This is a genomic window from Fictibacillus sp. b24 (genome assembly GCF_030348825.1).
Lineage (GTDB): Bacteria > Bacillota > Bacilli > Bacillales > Fictibacillaceae > Fictibacillus.
This window is the reverse complement of sequence record NZ_JAUCES010000005.1, coordinates 3308069-3324743: the sequence shown is the minus strand read 5'-3', so window position 1 is coordinate 3324743 and position 16675 is coordinate 3308069. Positions and strand designations below refer to the sequence as shown.

19 protein-coding genes are annotated in these 16675 nt (G+C 39.1%); 14 read left to right on the top strand and 5 right to left on the bottom strand.

Going from position 1 to position 16675, the window contains the following annotated elements:
• The first annotated feature begins 79 nt into the window (after nt 1-79).
• The 10 genes from QUF49_RS17380 (at nt 80) to QUF49_RS17335 (ending at nt 11991) form a co-directional block, all read left to right on the top strand.
• Nucleotides 80-976, top strand: a complete 897-nt coding sequence (locus QUF49_RS17380; RefSeq protein ID WP_289496935.1) for an ABC transporter ATP-binding protein — start codon at nt 80-82, stop codon at nt 974-976.
• A complete protein-coding gene (locus QUF49_RS17375; RefSeq protein WP_289496934.1) occupies nt 969-2243 on the top strand; it encodes an ABC transporter permease in 1275 nt (424 codons plus the stop codon). The genes QUF49_RS17380 and QUF49_RS17375 overlap by 8 nt, the downstream gene beginning before the upstream one ends.
• 103 nt (nt 2244-2346) lie before the next feature.
• A complete protein-coding gene (locus tag QUF49_RS17370; protein ID WP_289496933.1) occupies nt 2347-2538 on the top strand; it encodes a hypothetical protein in 192 nt (63 codons plus the stop codon).
• A gap of 33 nt (nt 2539-2571) precedes the next feature.
• Nucleotides 2572-3789 (top strand): metallophosphoesterase family protein, encoded by a 1218-nt coding sequence (locus QUF49_RS17365; protein WP_289496932.1) that lies wholly within the window; start codon nt 2572-2574, stop codon nt 3787-3789.
• Nucleotides 3790-3797: 8 nt separating this feature from the next.
• Nucleotides 3798-6656, top strand: a complete 2859-nt coding sequence (locus QUF49_RS17360) for an ATP-binding protein (protein ID WP_289496931.1) — start codon at nt 3798-3800, stop codon at nt 6654-6656.
• 20 nt (nt 6657-6676) lie between these two features.
• The gene (locus tag QUF49_RS17355; RefSeq protein WP_289496930.1) at nt 6677-7354 is read left to right on the top strand and encodes a response regulator transcription factor; all 678 of its coding nucleotides are present in this window, start codon (nt 6677-6679) and stop codon (nt 7352-7354) included.
• Nucleotides 7351-8712: a sensor histidine kinase gene (locus tag QUF49_RS17350; RefSeq protein ID WP_289496929.1), complete on the top strand. Its 1362-nt coding sequence runs from the start codon at nt 7351-7353 to the stop codon at nt 8710-8712. The genes QUF49_RS17355 and QUF49_RS17350 overlap by 4 nt, the downstream gene beginning before the upstream one ends.
• A gap of 94 nt (nt 8713-8806) precedes the next feature.
• Nucleotides 8807-9766, top strand: coding sequence for a 3'-5' exoribonuclease YhaM (gene yhaM / locus QUF49_RS17345; protein WP_289496928.1), 960 nt, complete (start codon nt 8807-8809; stop codon nt 9764-9766).
• Nucleotides 9767-10274: 508 nt separating this feature from the next.
• A complete protein-coding gene (locus QUF49_RS17340; RefSeq protein WP_289496927.1) occupies nt 10275-11594 on the top strand; it encodes an MDR family MFS transporter in 1320 nt (439 codons plus the stop codon).
• 64 nt (nt 11595-11658) lie between these two features.
• Nucleotides 11659-11991, top strand: coding sequence for a sporulation YhaL family protein (locus QUF49_RS17335; protein ID WP_289496926.1), 333 nt, complete (start codon nt 11659-11661; stop codon nt 11989-11991).
• 272 nt (nt 11992-12263) lie between these two features.
• Here QUF49_RS17335 and QUF49_RS17330 read toward each other — a convergent pair whose 3' ends face one another.
• Nucleotides 12264-13157 (bottom strand): peptidylprolyl isomerase, encoded by an 894-nt coding sequence (locus QUF49_RS17330; RefSeq protein WP_289496925.1) that lies wholly within the window; start codon nt 13155-13157, stop codon nt 12264-12266.
• 205 nt (nt 13158-13362) lie between these two features.
• Between QUF49_RS17330 and QUF49_RS17325 the strand changes: the two genes are divergently transcribed.
• Nucleotides 13363-13488 (top strand): YjcZ family sporulation protein, encoded by a 126-nt coding sequence (locus QUF49_RS17325; RefSeq protein WP_394605073.1) that lies wholly within the window; start codon nt 13363-13365, stop codon nt 13486-13488.
• Nucleotides 13489-13589: 101 nt separating this feature from the next.
• Entirely contained in the window at nt 13590-13676 is an 87-nt protein-coding gene (locus QUF49_RS17320) for a YjcZ family sporulation protein (protein WP_130297031.1), read from the top strand.
• Nucleotides 13677-13847: 171 nt separating this feature from the next.
• On the opposite strand, the gene QUF49_RS17315 is transcribed toward QUF49_RS17320, so the two are convergent.
• Nucleotides 13848-14027, bottom strand: coding sequence for a hypothetical protein (locus QUF49_RS17315; RefSeq protein WP_066239985.1), 180 nt, complete (start codon nt 14025-14027; stop codon nt 13848-13850).
• Between the two features lie 99 nt (nt 14028-14126).
• On the opposite strand from QUF49_RS17315, the gene QUF49_RS17310 reads away from it, so the two are divergent.
• Entirely contained in the window at nt 14127-14708 is a 582-nt protein-coding gene (locus QUF49_RS17310) for a YpmS family protein (RefSeq protein ID WP_289496923.1), read from the top strand.
• A 132-nt stretch (nt 14709-14840) separates the two neighbouring features.
• Complete coding sequence (locus QUF49_RS17305) at nt 14841-15182, top strand: DUF1878 family protein (protein ID WP_289496922.1); 342 nt, start codon at nt 14841-14843, stop codon at nt 15180-15182.
• Here QUF49_RS17305 and QUF49_RS17300 read toward each other — a convergent pair.
• The 3 genes from QUF49_RS17300 to QUF49_RS17290 form a co-directional block, all read right to left on the bottom strand.
• Nucleotides 15173-15754, bottom strand: a complete 582-nt coding sequence (locus QUF49_RS17300) for an HTH-type transcriptional regulator Hpr (RefSeq protein WP_289496921.1) — start codon at nt 15752-15754, stop codon at nt 15173-15175. The genes QUF49_RS17305 and QUF49_RS17300 overlap by 10 nt on opposite strands.
• Before the next feature lie 211 nt (nt 15755-15965).
• The gene (locus QUF49_RS17295; RefSeq protein ID WP_289496920.1) at nt 15966-16247 is read right to left on the bottom strand and encodes a YtxH domain-containing protein; all 282 of its coding nucleotides are present in this window, start codon (nt 16245-16247) and stop codon (nt 15966-15968) included.
• A 106-nt stretch (nt 16248-16353) separates the two neighbouring features.
• Nucleotides 16354-16629, bottom strand: coding sequence for a hypothetical protein (locus tag QUF49_RS17290; RefSeq protein WP_289496919.1), 276 nt, complete (start codon nt 16627-16629; stop codon nt 16354-16356).
• Between the last annotated feature and the right edge of the window lie 46 nt (nt 16630-16675).

The window sequence follows — 16675 nt, the reverse complement described above, 5'->3', positions numbered from 1 at the left end:
TAAGAATTTACCTGAAACTTACCCTTTGTTCTCACGTATAAGGAATTATATGGTATATTTTACAACGGGAGGGAAGTTCATGTTAACCATTAAAGATGTTAGAAAACAGTTTGGCAGCTTTACAGCCGTTGACGGAATAACATTGGAGATTCCTAAAGGTGAGATATTTGGTCTTTTAGGTGCAAACGGTGCAGGAAAGACAACGACATTCCGAATGATTTTAGGGCTTTTAACACCATCGCAAGGAAAGATTACTTGGAACGGAAAAGAGATTTCTTATGAGACGAGTGACCTTGTTGGGTATTTACCCGAAGAACGAGGATTATATCCAAAACTAACAATTCGAGAGCAGTTGATCTATCTTGGCCAACTGCGCGGCATGTCCCGATCACACATACAAGAACAAACCGATAAATGGCTAAAGCGTTTTGGGGCAGAAGAATATTTAAATAAGAAGGTAGAAGCGCTTTCTAAAGGAAATCAGCAAAAAATACAATTCATTGCAGCTGTTCTCCATTCGCCTGAGTTGTTAATTTTAGATGAACCGTTTAGCGGTTTGGACCCAGTGAACGTTGAACTTTTAAAAAATGCTGTACATGAACTTAAAAAAGAAGGAACAACGATCGTGTTCTCCTCGCACAGAATGGAGCATGTTGAAGAATTGTGTCAGCACTTATGCATTATGCATAGAGGGAAAGCAGTCGTTCAAGGCAACTTAAAAGAAATTAAACGATCGTTTGGAAAGAAGAACGTTTCCGTGAAAGCTGATTTTGATCTAGCGTATTTAAAAGACACGAATGGCGTGGTGAAACATCGCTTAACAGCAGATGGTATTACGCTTCAAGTAGAGCGTGAAGAAGTGGCTCAAGACTTGTTTCAAGCTATACAGTCAAGAGGCTTTGTTCGAAAGTTTGAACTCGAAGAACCTTCATTAAATGATATCTTCATCGAGAAAGTAGGTGTCGCTCATGAGTAAATTTTTCACGGTTATGATGCATACATACCGTTCTAAAATTAAGTCAAAACCATTTCTGATCTCAACGCTTGTTACAATCGCTTTATTATTTGTTGTTTCAAATATGGGTGAGATTACAAAAATGTTTGGCGGGGATGAAGAGTCTAAAATTGGTGTCATTGACAATACAGGAAATACAGTTTCTGCACTTCAAGAACAGCTTAAGGCAGCTGGTGCTGACTTGAAAGCCGAAGAAGTTAATAAGTCTGAAAAAGACGCAGAAAAATCTGTGTTGAATGGAGATTTGGACGGTCTTTTAATACTTGATAAAGATGCATCAGGAATGGTAACCGGAAGCTATAAAGCGGAGGACGTAACAAATCAAGACTTGATTACGGATATTGAGATGGCACTTCAGCAGATTAAAAATAAATCGGCTGCAGAATCCATTGGTCTAAATCAAGAACAGCTAGCAGCGATCTATCTGCCGGTTTCATTTGAAAAACAATCGTTATCGGATACAGCTAAGAGTGAAGAAGAAGCTGCTCAAGTGTATATTCTTGTGTATTTTGTTTTATTCTTTATGTACGTTTCCGTGATGATGTACGGAAGCATGATAGCAGTGGAAGTGGCGACCGAGAAATCGTCACGCGTGATGGAAATCTTAATCTCATCCGTTTCACCTGTTAAACAGATGTTTGGTAAGATTTTTGGTATCGTGCTGATTGCACTTACGCAACTCGTATTGTTCGTCATCGGTGGTTTTGCCGCTGTTAAATTAAATGAAAATCTAAGCGGAAGTGAGAGCATTATACAAGAACTTAAACTGAACGAGATCCCAACGTCATTAATCGTTTATGCACTCATCTTCTTTGTTTTAGGATTTTTCCTTTATGCTACTCTATTTGCAATGCTTGGTTCATTGATTAGCAGAGTAGAAGAAGTGAACAACTTTATGACTCCTATCGTATTTGTAATTGTCGCAGCATTTATGATCGCGATGTACGGACGTGAAAATCCTGAATCTGCATTCGTGGCAGGCGCTTCTTACTTCCCATTATTCACACCGATGCTCATGCTGCTCCGGGTAGGAATGCTTTCATTGCCAGTTTGGGAAGTAGCGCTAGGTATTGGAGTGCTTATAGCTGCAATTGTTTTATTCGCAGTGATTGGGGCTAGAGTTTACCGCGGAGGCGTTTTAATGTACGGCAACGCCCCATCATTAAAACTGATCAAACAGGCTCTTTTGCTATCTAAAGAAGAAAAGAAAAATACAACAGGCGTATAATCAGGACTTAAAAAGAGAGCGAGATGGCTCTCTTTTTTATTAGGTTCTTTTTTTATAGGTTTGTAGCTTTTGAGTAATTTTTCTCATTTTCTTCTCTGACAAGTTGATTGGAGTGGAAGGTGAGAGACTCCTGCGGGACAAGCGGTCAGGTGAGACCCTTAGAGGCGCAAAGCGGCAAGGGGCTCACCGCCTGCCCCGCGGAAAGCGAAGCACCTGTAACGGAAATCAACTACTTCTAAAAGCAACAAAGCTTAACTTAATTAGCGAACGTGCTTTCGTATATATGATAAAATGAAGGGAAGAATAGTAGAAAAAGAGGATGAGCGAAATGATAAAATTCTTACATTGTGCAGACCTTCATTTAGACAGTCCATTTAAAGGACTTTCCTCATTACCAGAAGGGCTTTTTCAACGTCTTTCTGAGAGTACATTTTTATCTTTTAAAAGGCTGATCGATCTAGCAATGACAGAAAAAGTAGACTTTGTCGTTATTGCTGGTGACCTATACGACAGCGGAAACCGTAGTTTAAAAGCGCAGTCATTTTTAAAGAATTGTTTTGTAAAACTAGAAAGTTATAACATAAACGTTTATATCAGTCATGGAAACCATGATCCACTCGACGGACAATGGGTGAATCTGGATTGGCCGAGTAATGTGCACTTTTTTGAAGGAAACAGCATTCAGACTCTCCAATTTGAAAGAGAAGGGAGAAAGGTGGCGTGTCTTCACGGTTTTAGTTATGAAACAGCAGCTGTAACCGATAACCGCACATTACATTATCCTGAAAAGAAAGATGATCTGTATCATATCGGTATTTTACACGGACAGGCTGATGGATACAGTGGCCACAGCAGGTATGCTCCGTTTTTGGTTTCAGAGCTATTAAAAAAGGGCTACGACTATTGGGCGCTTGGCCACATACATAAAAAAATGGACTTGAGTACAGAACCGCCAATTCGTTATTCAGGAAACATACAAGGAAGACATAGCGGAGAAACAGGCGGTAAAGGCGGATACATTGTAACGCTGAACGGAACGGAAGTGGAAAGCGTGTTTCATGCTACGTCTGATATTGAGTGGCATGAAGGGAACGTCGATTTAACTGAAGCAGAAAGTCTTCAACAAGTGATCACTCTTTGTGAAAGAGAATTAGGTATTTATCAACAACCCCAAAAAGGTGTATTCCTCGTTCTTAAGCTGTCTGGACAAACGAATCTTTTTGAAGAGCTTTTGGATGGCGTGTTTTTAGAGGAACTGCATGAGATCTTGCTAGAAGACGATCACGCTGAATCCTTTGTGCATGTAGTTTCGATAAAAAATGAAACGAAACCCTCCATACAGGATGAAATGTCGATCAAACAGTCCGGTTTTTTCAAAGATTTACGGGTTGTTTTAAAAGATGACCTAGAACTTGAACAGGCGATTGCAGAGTTAACCACACATAAAACAGCGAGAAAGTATTTAGAGCTAGAGAATCAGGATTGGGAAGAGATTCAGAAGCAAGCAGAACGTTTACTTTTATCAGAGCTACATAAAAGCAGGTAGGTGAGAAAATGAAAATAGTGTCACTTCATATCTATCATTTCGGAGGATTGAGGGATTGTAAGATCTCGTTCGAAAAACACGGCTTACAAATGCTATATGGTGAAAATGAAGCCGGGAAAACGACATTGATGGACTTTATAAAATGCATGTTTTATGGCTTTCCTTCAAAAAATCAGTCTCAACGCCGCTATGAACCGAAGAACGGAAATAGAATGGGCGGGAAAATGACGATTGAGCATCAAAATCATGGAGTGTGGACGATTGAGAGAATAGCAGGTTCCACGGTATCAGGTGATGTATCGATTTATAATGAAACAGGTCAGCAGAAAGACGAATTGTTTCTGATTCAGTTGTTGGACAACATGGAGCAATCTTTATTTACGGGTGCCTTTTGTTTTGGACTTGATGGGCTGCAAAAACTGGACAAATTAACGTCAGAAGAACTTGGTAACTTTTTATTAAGTACAGCTCTTTCAGGTGACCGTGATCTGCTTGAAATTGAACAGTCCTTTGAGAAGAAGCAATCTGCCTTATTTAAAAAATCCGGAAAAAAACCGATAATCAACGAAAAATTAGATCAGCTTAAATCAGTCGGGAAAACGCTTGAGAGCTTAAAAAGCAAGAATGAGAGCTATCTTGCGATTAAAAACAAGCAAGAGAACCTTGAGAAGTCTTTGGAAAAAACGAAGCAAGAATTGGTTGGCGTGCAAAAAGACATGCGCTCAGTCAAGAGGTTGTTCGAACTGAAACCAGTACTGGAAAGATATAAGCAACTGAAAACGGAATGGCTTTCTTTTGACTCAACAGAAATTCATTTTCCTGAAAACGGAATCGGGAAATATGAGGATTGGCAAAAGGAATGCTCTCTTTTGAAAGGCGAACTTACATACATTGAAGACCGTCTTTCTGCTGCGGAAAAAGAGAAAAAATCATTAATAACTAATGAAAAAATAGTACGCTATGAAAATAAAATTAAACAGATGTTTAACAAACTTCCACAATATGAGCACCAATTCAATCAGCTTCAAGATGCGGAGAGAAACATTCAATCCATAGAAAAGGAAGAGACTGAGCTGTTTGATGCTATCGGAGAAACGTGGTCTGAAACAGAACTAAAAGATCTGTCGCTCTCATTATCTTCTCTTCATCATCTCGAAGATCTTATTAAACAGTCTGGACATTTAGAGGACAAGAAACGCAGATTAGAAGATGAACTTAAGGATTCGAGACTAAAGCTCGAACGTTTGGAAAAAGAAGACGCAAAACAAAAAACTTTACTGCTATCCGAAGAAGAACTGGCGAAATACGGGCGAGCAAACAGTAAGAAGCAAGCAAATGGCTTTTCTTTGTATTCAGCACTTCTTCCGCTTATTTCAGCTATTGTGCTTATATGGTCGGGCTGGTCTTCGAGTTCTTTATCCGTTATGTTAGGTGGTGCTATAGTGTTCGCTGCTGCCCTCATCTTAACCTTTATTTATATAAAAAAGGACCAGGCAAGTGGAGAAATATCACATCATACACATCACAAGATATTAGAAGATGAAGTAAACAGAAAACAGTGGATGCAGGTTGCAGCTCAGCTGTCTAACGAGAACAGCATCTATGTACAGCTTGCGAAACAACTGGATTATTTAGAAGTAGAAGAGGCTTCCGTTTTGGGACGGGCTGAACAATGGGCGAATCAAAACAGATATAAAGGAACTGTAGATCAACTTTTGGTATCTGGTTATATGAAAAGAGTTCTTCAGTTAAAGGAATTATTGAAGCAAAAAGAGACGGTAATTCAAAAGATGAGAGAGTTAAACGAACAGCTAGAAGAATATGAGCATGAAGCAGCTGACTTGTCTGCTGTATTAGAAGATGAACATAGTGGCGACACGAAAGAATGGATTGTTTCGCTTCAATCATCGCTAGAGGAACAGTTAAAAAACAGATCACGAGCTGAGCATCTTATGAAAAACTGTGAGCAGCTCATTGAACGAAAAGAAGAACTTCTGAAAAAACTAACATTTATCGAGAATCAAATGAAGAACTTATGGAAAGAAGCAAACGTCAGCAAGGAAATCGATTTCTACACAAGAGCGAAAGAGAATGATCGATTGATAAAGCTGAACGAAGAACGAGATACACTATATAATCAGCTGATTTCGCTAGGGTTTTCATCAGAAGAAATAGACGAAATGGCTCAAAAAGTAACGGTTAATTATGAGGATACGGTCCAGCTTATAGAGAATTTGGAAAAAAATGAGGAAGACATACAAAGAGAATACTCCGAGAAAGTTGAAGAAAAGGGAAGACTAGATTGGGAGTTGACGAAACTCCTTGAGGATGGCAGTTACTCAGAACATTTACATCGGTATGAACTATTAAAAGAAGAGTGGAACAGCTATGTAAAGAAGTGGGCGAGCTTACGTCTTGCACAGCACGCGCTTTCAAAAGTTAAAGAAAACTATCAAAAGACAAAGCTGCCAGCGGTTTTAGAGACTTCAAGTGTTTATTTTAGTAAAATAACAGAAAGTGAATATCAATCGATCCTGTTCACAGAACAAAACGAACTAATGGTTATAAAAGGGGACGGAACCCGTTTTTATCCGCATGAACTGAGCCGTGGAACAGCTGAACAAGTTTATTTGGCTATCCGTTTGGCTGTTGCCTCTCATGCAGGACCTGCAGACTTTCCGATTTTGATGGATGACATAGCAGTGAATTTTGATGAAAAAAGAACAAGGCGCACGCTGCAGCTCATACAAGAAGCTGCACAGGAAAGGCAGATTCTGTTCTTTACCTGTCATAAACATGTAGCTTCAATCGTTCCGTCTGTTCCTTTAATACGTTGGCCAAGCCAATCAGTAATCGCTGAAATGTAAACAAAGGAGGGGAATGACTCATGTCCAATGAGTATTCCATTTACTTAGTAGAAGATGAGCAAGACCTTGCGCAAGTGCTGAAAGCTTATATGGAAAAAGAGGGCTGGAGCGTTTCGGTTTTCCACAACGGGGAAGATGCACTTAAAACCGCTGAGGAAAACAAACCGCACCTATGGATTTTAGATATTATGCTTCCTGGTATGGATGGCTATGAAATCATTAAAGAGATTAAAAAGAATTCTGACATTCCTGTTATTTTTGTTTCCGCAAGAGACCAAGATTTAGACCGAATCGTCGGTCTTGAACTGGGCAGTGATGACTATTTAGCAAAGCCCTTTATGCCTAGAGAGCTAGTCATTCGTGTAAGAAAACTATTAACAAGAATCTATGAAACGGGTAACCGCCTTCCGCAGATTATTGAAATTACGGGGTATATGATTGATCCGATTTCTAGAAAGATTACGCGTGATGGGGAAATGATAAATTTAACAGGAAAAGAAATTGATGTTCTTCTTTATTTAATAGAAAACAAAGGGAAATCTCGTAAGCGTGAAGAGATTTTAGAGTATGTGTGGGGAGACGATTATTTCGGATCTGAACGGGCTGTAGATGATGTGATCAGACGTGTACGCAAGAAGATGCCAAGGTTAAACTTAGAGACAGTTTATGGTGCAGGCTATAGGATTATACCGTCATGATCCGGTTAAATCTAACCCAGCGCATCTGGCTTTCTTTCGGGTTATTGCTTTTTACAATAGGTTTATTAACGGCAATCATCTATCCGCTATCTATTAAAGATACGCTGACTGAGGAAACGTATCGAATCATAGAGAATGAGCAGCAGAATGTTTGGGATCCACAAAATCAAATTCCTCAAGAAGGAGAATCACCAACGGATTTTATTGAGAGAAGGAACGCTGCCCGTGATGTCGGCCATTTCCTCATTGTCGACAAATATGCTAATTCACAAGGTGACCCTGTACCGCAGGAAGTACTCGTTGAAATGGCTGAAAAAGCATACGAGCAAAAGAACGATAAGGGAAGATACGAATTAACGTATGAAGATGCGACACTCTTTTATGCGATCACAACGAAGACAAATGTGAAAGGCGAAAAGGTGTACTTAATTTCTTACATGTGGGACACGTATCGTGATCAAATGGTTAACCGGCTTTGGTTAAGACTTGTACTCATTTTGTTGTTCACCGGTATATTCTCGATCATTCCTGCGATATGGCTTGCCCGATATCTGCGATCACCGCTCATCATACTAGGAAAAAGGTTTGAGCAGATCGCCAAACGAAACTGGCAGGAACCGTTTCACTGGAAAGGGGACGATGAATTCTACGTCCTATCAAAGCAGTTTGAGGAGATGCGGCAGAATCTATTGAGGCATGATCTTGCACAGAAAACGTTCATTCAGCACGCTTCACATGAATTGAAAACACCAATTATGACGATAAAGAGTTACGCTCAATCAGTAAAAGATGGAATTATGCCGAAAGACACCACGGAAGACATGATGGATGTAATCTTAAGAGAGACAGAAAGGATGGAAAAGCGTGTTCAGAACATGTTGTATTATACAAAGCTTGATGCAATGAAGCTTGATGTAGTCACAACAGAAAACTTTAACTTTGGCGATCTGGCTGAAGATATAGTTGAGCGCTTTAGGTATCAGCGTGAAGATATTGATTTTGAGATAACAGGCAACCACTACAAGATGAATGGCGATAAAGAGCAGTGGGGTATTTTGCTGGATAACTTGGTACAAAATGCTTTGCGGTACGCACATCACACAATTCGGCTCTCTGCTTTTTATAAAGGGTCTGAATTTATTATCGAAGTGTTTAATGATGGAGAGCAGATAACGGATGTTACAGGAGAAGAAATTTTCCAGCCGTTTCGCAAAGGAAACAAAGGTCAATTTGGTCTTGGCCTTGCGATCGTAAAAAGGATTGCAGAACTTCATGGGGGCAAAGTAGTTGCAAAAAATACGAAAAACGGTGTAGCTTTTCAAATTAAGATGCAGACATCTGACCAACAAAAGAGGTGATAGATACCTCTGAAATTTTTATGAGATGAGTGCTGCAGCAAGTAGTTAAATAGAGTGATATGCTATACTAAAGCAAAGAAAGGCGGGGTGAAATATGAAAAAAGGACTTGCATTTTATAAGGTAGGAGAGATGGTTGACGGTTTTTTTCTAATCAAATCATCTGTAAAAGGAACGGCAAGCAACGGGAAGCCGTTTTTAACATTGATCCTTCAAGATCAAACAGGTGATGTGGAGGCTAAATTGTGGGATAGTTCTCCTGAGGATGAGGAGCTTTATGCAGCTCAAGCCATCGTAAAGCTATCTGGAGAGATGGGGAACTACAGAGGAAAAATGCAGCTGAAGCTGAAAGCCATTCGCCCTGCAACGGAACTTGATGGCGTTAAGATCAGTGATTTTCTTGAAACGGCTCCATTAACACAAGAGGCAATGGTAGAAACAATCACGAAATACATATTTGAGATGAAGAATCCAAATATACAGCGAATTACAAGGCACTTATTGAAGAAGCATCAAGCTGAATTCTTAGAATACCCTGCAGCGGTTAAGAACCACCACGAATTTGTATCTGGACTAGCGTTTCACGTTGTATCCATGCTGGATATGGCAAAAGCTTTCAGCAAGCTCTATCCTTCACTGGACACAGACCTTTTATATTCAGGAATTATCCTGCATGATCTTGGTAAGGTCATCGAGCTATCAGGCCCTGTAGCTGCTTCTTATACGCTTGAAGGCAAGCTTCTTGGCCATATTACGATCATGGTGAACGAAATTGGCAAGGCGGCAGACGAGTTAGAGATTGAAGGTGAAGAAGTTACCGTCCTTCAGCATCTTGTACTTAGCCACCACAGTAAGCCAGAGTGGGGAAGCCCTAAAGCACCGCTCATCCGTGAAGCTGAAATCCTTCATATGATCGATAATTTTGATGCTAGAATGAACATGATGGACAGAGCACTGGAAAAAGTACAGCCAGGCGAATTTACAGATAAGCAGTTTGCCCTTGAAAATAGATCGTTATATAAGCCTTTGTTTCAGGCGGAATTTGCGAAAAGCTAAGTTTCTCCTCTGAAGGCTGTTTTCTAAAGAATTGTTGCTTTAATCTTTTTAATGTTTTCTTCGACCAGTTGATTGGAGCATCTGAAACGGAAATCAACTACTACCAAGAGCAACAAAGCAACGACAAAAAAAACATTGTGTAAAACTGGGAATTGTGATAAATTTGGAATTGGAAGTCAAGAAAACGAATTTTTAGGAGGCAATGACTCATGGAAAGCATTGTTCAAGGTAAGGTAAGAAAGCAAGCTAAATAACGTCTAGTCCCATTTGGGAAGGCTTATTTTGTTATGCATTCTACCTACTTTTGAGCGATCTCTCCATGTGTCATCCCGAGCCTTTTCAATGAAAAGCCTATGGTATGCACATGTAAGCGTGTATACTCATGGGCTTTTTTCTGTGTGTATCTGTAAAAATCCCTTCTTATTCACTGCTTGTAAAGTGAGTGCTCAAAAGACAGGTATAGGAAACAACAGTGTCGGAATTTACTAATGGAAGAAGTGAACACAACATGAAGTGGAAAGATTGGGATGCTAATCTGAAAGTTCGTTTAATCGGAGAATTTTTTGTAAATCTATTATTTTGGATGTTCTTCCCGTTTATGGCGATCTATTTTTCGGATGAAATGGGAAAAACAACAGCGGGTATTTTATTAGTCCTGTCACAAGTAGTAGGTGTCATTACTAACCTTGTGGGTGGATATTGTGCGGATAAATACGGAAGAAAGAAGATGATGGTGATCTCGGCTTGGGGTCAGGCAGCGACGTTTATATTTTTCTGTCTCGCTAACTCGCCGTGGATGGATTCACCTATCTTAACGTTTATTGCGTTTTCAGCTTTAGGTCTTTTCGGCTCTCTTTACTGGCCGGCTAGTCACGCAATGATTGCAGACGTTGTAGAAGAGAAACATAGAAGTGAAGTGTTTGCGGTGTTTTATACATCCATCAATATATCTGTCGTTTTTGGTCCTGTATTGGGAAGCATCTTCTTTTTCTCATACCGTTTTGAACTGCTGCTTGCGTGTTTAGTGGTCAGTGTCATTTTAGCAGTCGTCCTTGCGAAGTATATCCGTGAAACGGTCCCAGTAAAGAAAGAAGTGCTCGAGAAAGTGGGAGCGGATAAAAAGTGGTACGAGGCGATGGGTGAACAGTTGAAGGATTATCGAGTAATCGCAAGTGACAAGTTATTTTTGCTTTTTATCTTAGCAGGAATTCTAGTTGCCCAAACGTTCATGCAGATGGATCTTCTGCTAGCTGTTTATACAACTGAAAAGGTACCGGAGCAATCGCTATTTGCGATTGGCAACTGGGATATATCGTTAACCGGTGAAAAAGTGTTTGGTTATTTAATCTCGCTAAACGGATTGATGGTCGCGCTTTGTACGGTTTGGATGGCCAAGTGGATGAATCGCTTTAAAGAGGGAAGAGTCTTCATTTTTTCTGCACTCTTATACGGTGTGTCGATGCTTGTGTTTGGAAGCACAACGATGATGTGGGTTCTATTCGGCGCGATGGTGATTTTTACTACGGCTGAGCTAATGGTTGTCGGAATTCAAGAAAGTTTCATTTCAAAACTTGCTCCAGAAAACATGAGGGGCCAATATTTTGCAGCAGCTGGTTTGCGCTTTACAATCGGCCGTACGATTGCTCCGATTTCGATTCCGTTAACCATGTGGATTGGATTTGAGAATACGTTTTATCTTCTCTTTGCTCTAGCTGTGATAAGTGCGGGAATCTATTACTTCATGTTCCGTGCTTTTGATAAAAAAGTTCAGTCTCAATCAAAAGTGGAAACAGAAAAAGAAACGAGTGCTGAACCTGCACTTTCGTGACATATCTGATCTTGCTCCTTCATAGACTGTATTAAAAGCTTGTCTAATAAGGGGGAGTTAATCGATGAAAGGATACGCTGCTTTATTTTTCGGTGCCATACTCATTGCTGCGTTTGTATTAAAGGAATATTCAGCAGGAGTGGGCAGTTTTTTTACTATGACTCCATGGTGGATGTATTTCGTCCTTTGCGGCATTATTTATAGCGGTTATCGGATCGTTACGCTGTTTCAGGAAGATCGTGAAATCGAGCAGAGAGTCATCGAAGAAGAAGGCAGAGTTTACATGGAGCGTATTCAGAGAGCAAAGGCTCAAGGCCCCGCTGAAGATGATGATGCGGAAGATTTAGTTGCAGCTGCTGCGGATGAAAATGATCATAATGATGGTTCAGATCGATAGTAGAATAATCTATAAAGAAAAGACCTGCGAAGAGCAGGTCTTTTTTGACTGTCTTTCTAAGGAATACAGTTTCTTGCTGATTTGATCATTTTATAGGATAATCCGTTTTTTTATGTGATGACGTGTATTTTTTATGTGATTCGAATTCCTATGTTCTTTTCAAGAGGATGTTGCAGCCAACTGGGTGCATGCTGCATCTGCATGAGCGCAAATAACCATCACAAACAAAAACCAGACCACTTCAAGGGCCTGGTTTTCATCATTTCATGCCATTATTGTTGCGGCATTTCTGGCATTTGCGGTTGTTCTGCTTTCTTTTCCATCTTTTCTTTTAGTTCTTTATCTTTTACTTTAACATCCGCTTTTTTGCGAAGGTTTTCTAGGATTTCAGTGATTGGTTTTGCTTTTTGCTGCTTCAATTCTTGTTCAATTTGTTCTTTCTTGTCTTCGAACTTGTTTTCACGCTTGTCCGTTACTTTGATGATGTGCACGCCATAATCGGACTTAACAAGGTCGCTCGTTTCACCTTTATCAAGCGTGAATGCTACTTTTTCAAATTCAGGAACCATAGCCCCTTTACCGAAGAAGCCAAGGTCTCCACCTTTAGATTTAGATCCAGGGTCTTTAGAGTACTCTTCTGCTAACTTAGCAAAGTCTCCGCCTTCGTTCAGTTTCTTTTGTACTTCTTTCGCTGTTTTCTCGTCATCAACAAGAATGTGGCTAGCTTTTACTTCTGTTTTGTATTTTTCGTCGAACGTTTTCTTCATTTCTTCGTCAGAGATCTTAACGCCTTCTGTTGCTGCTTTTTCATTTAATAGCATGGATTTTACACGTTCTCTAAGCTGCTTTTCATCAGCTAAGCCGTTTTGCTCAAGTGCTTGTTTAAAAGCATCTTCACCGCCAAGCTCTTCTTTAATCTTGTCGATTTCTTTATCGATTTCTTTGTCTGTCACTTTATATTTATCTTCAAGTACCATTTCGTCAATCATTTGGTTTAATACTTGGTCACCGTATTGTTCTTTCATTTTATTGTAAAATTGCTCTTTTGTAATATCTCCAGCTTTAGATTCAACGATGGCTTCTGAATCTGCACCACCAGCGTTATTACAAGCGGATAGTGAAATAAGTCCCGCTGTTAGCCCTACTGATAACATCCATTTTTTCATTTTTTAACACTCCTACTGTGAAGTAATAATTTAACATCTCTTACTATAGCATAAACGTTGCGGGTATTCCTATTCAATAAACGAAATATGAGAAAATTTACACATTATAAATTCAGTATTTACGGGTATTCAGAGCAATCTGGAGAAAAAAATTTAAAAAACCGGGTCATTCGTCTAATCAAAACAGGGCGCCTCACTATATGATATGGAGAAAGAAAAGGGAGGTATGATGATGGGTTATGGTTACGGTCATGATTTTGGGGGAGGATTTGCATTAATCTTAGTTCTTTTTATCCTTCTCATCATTATAGGAGCTTGTTACTGCTATTGATGGAGAATAGAATTTTTAATTGATAAAAAGGGCGAATGCCTATGCGTGCATGACTGGTCATGCATAGGATAGTGTACAGATGACTGAAGGAGGTGGCTTTCATGGGCTACGGGCATGGAAAAGGCTTCGCATTAATCGTTGTATTGTTTATCTTGTTGATCATCGTAGGTGCTGCATGTTTCTGCTAAAATAAATGCCAGTCTCGCAGGACCTTTTCTTATGAATGGGAACTGTCAGGCTTGACGTTTACAAGCAGATTCGTTAATGTGTTGTTTTATTACTCTTGATCAAAAGGTGCAATATATGTATGGAATGGTTACTCAAGGGGGAATGCAGTCTGGTTCCCCCTTTTATATTTTCTATAGAACGTTTGAAATATAGGAAGAAATGAGCAGAATGGTAATAGACACGTTAATTGTTCGATAGACAGAATCCTGCTGCTTTGAGGACAAGTTCTTTTTGTCACATAATTTATGTGTGAGCGAATTGAACACAAATAAAAATATAGGTGCTAAAAATACGAAGATATAGCCAGCCATATAAAAACCTCCAACATGAACTACTTGTTTAACTTTACCAAAATATGTGGAATATGAATAGGAAAAATACTTCACATGAGATGAGAGAGGGGAGAGAATATGAGAAACGGATGGAAAGCTGCGTTTTTTGCTTTGCTGCTGCTTCTTTTGATCATACCTGCAGCCATAGTTATACTGCTTTTGAAAGATCCGGCGGGTGGCCATTTGGATCGAAGCATGCTGAAATCAGATTTACGTGAAAATCAAAAATTGCTGAGTATACATACAGAAAAAGAGCAGGTTGAGGATCTGCTTAATAAGGAATTGCGAAAAAAGGCGCCAAACGTAAATGTATATGTGAATTTAAGGAATGATGAAGCCGTTCTTAATGGTTCTTTTGTTGCTTTTAAGCAGGAGATTCCCTATCAAATTACGTTTACACCAGAAGTCATGGATAACGGTGATTTGCTTTTAAAAGAGAAGGATATGCAAGTCGGACGTTTTCCTATACCAGGGGATGAGGTGTTTACACTGCTAAAAGATACAATTGAATTCCCGGAATGGGTGGATGTATATCCAGCCGATGAAAGCATCTTGATGAGGATAACCGAAATGCCTACAAAACCAGGTTATGCTGTTAAAGCTGAAGAGTTTGATTTAAAGAAGAACTCAATTAAATTAGGAGTCTATACGAAGAACTAGGAAAAAGCGCTTCTGTTTGCCGGTTTTGGTGAAGAAGCGTTTTTTTAATTCGCCATGAATTATTCATACCCAAATGGAGAAAGTTGGATTATAATTATCATAGACATAGATTGACTAGAAAGCAGGGTTTGTATGGAAACGGTGGAGGAAAGATTAGAAAGACTAGAATTTTATAATCAGCTTACGATTGAGAGTGTCGATCTAACTTCGTATCCGTTCTTCAGACTGGTCATGGAAAAAAAGCTCACCGAGCAAGAAGTAAAGGATATCTTCCTTCTTTGCGATGAGCTTCAGAAAAAATATGAAATGCAGAGTGAAGAAGGCTTTGTTCATTACACACCGCTGCTGCTGCATTTTGCAGGCATGTTAACGCCAAAGCTCTCACCAAGAGAAACGATTACAGCATTGCTTCAACAAGAGAAATACATTTCCTTGATGGAGAAACTGTATGAATTATCTGTTCGTTACGAATGAGAAGAGGCAATTTCCTCAGCTGCCATAACAGGCGAGGAAGTTTGTTCACCGATTGATGCTTCGATCTTTTCTTCTAGTTTGTTAAAAATCGACATAAAGTCATCACCATAAAGATTACGGATAATCGACATCAGTTCTGGAAATTCAGGGAATCTGCCAAAAAGCTCTTTAATTGGCATGGAAGCACTGAAAACACCGAATTTTGAAGGATCATACGTATTTAGTGTTTGAAGTAAAAGCTCTTCACCTTTAGGTGTTAGACAAATATATGTATTTCGCTTATCATCTTCTTTTTTAGAAAATGTTAGATAGCCTTGTTCTTCAAGCTTCTTAGAGAAGTTAAACGCTGTGGAAACGTGCATAACACCAAATTTTGCAATATCAGAGATTGATGCACCCTCAAGATGATGAGCAATCCAAAGAATATGATGTTCATTGATGTTCAAACCATAATCTTTTATCCAATTTTGCCAATCCTTTTCGACGCTTTTCCATAAAGCTTTACTAATCTGTGAAAGTTTGTGACTATAGATCATGGCTTCTTGAAAACTATATAATTGATCTTTGTTCATTTTTAAAATGCCCCTCCATCTTATAAAACACATCCTATTCCTCATTATGCCAGTATTTCCTATAATAAGAAAGTAAAATTTTTCAATATTTCCTTATTTTTTAGTAAAATAGTTTTACATCTTTTAGCAGATATACGCTTCATATTGGTATCATCATATGTTCAGCGTAAAAGAAAAAATTCTCCGAAGTTGGAGAATTTTTTTTGAGAAATTATTTGATTTCTTGTTCCATCTCTTCAGGTACTTCTTCAATTGTAGATGCAGCTGTTTCTTTTAGAGCCTCTTCTTTTTCCTTATTAGCAAATTTGATCTTTGCTCTAAGCTGAATCCCGTCACGCTTAATGCTAGAAAAAGTAGATTTCATTTTATCCATATTTTCTTTCAAGTCTTTTCTTACTTCCTTACCTGCTTTAGGTGTTGAAAGTAATGTAGCTGCTGCTGTTACTACCGTTCCTAATGCGAAACCTACTACCATGGATTTTTGTTTTGACATCTTAAATTTCCTCCCCATTCTTTTAATATCTAATTAATTCGTGAATATCTCTTATTATCCTATGAAAAATAATGACGAATATAAAAATATTTCCCGATAGATTTCGTCATGTTTGGACAAGATAGACATTGCAAATCTCTTTTGGTCGAAACATAAAAAACGATGGAGAACCAGTAGTGACGAGGAAATGAACATCGACAGCACGTTTTCGCGAAAAATGTATCAATTGTCTAAAACGGTAGATATTTGACTGTGTTTGGAGAAAAAGAAATGAAAGAATAAAAAGGACTGCTTTCTTAACCGCTTTTTGGGGGAGCTGTTCTCCGTTCGTGGATGCTCGCTTTCTGCCTTGCGAGGAGATTTTTAGGCAGGAGTCTCGCACTTTACGCTCCAATCAACTATTCAATTTTGCTGTAACAATAATCTAA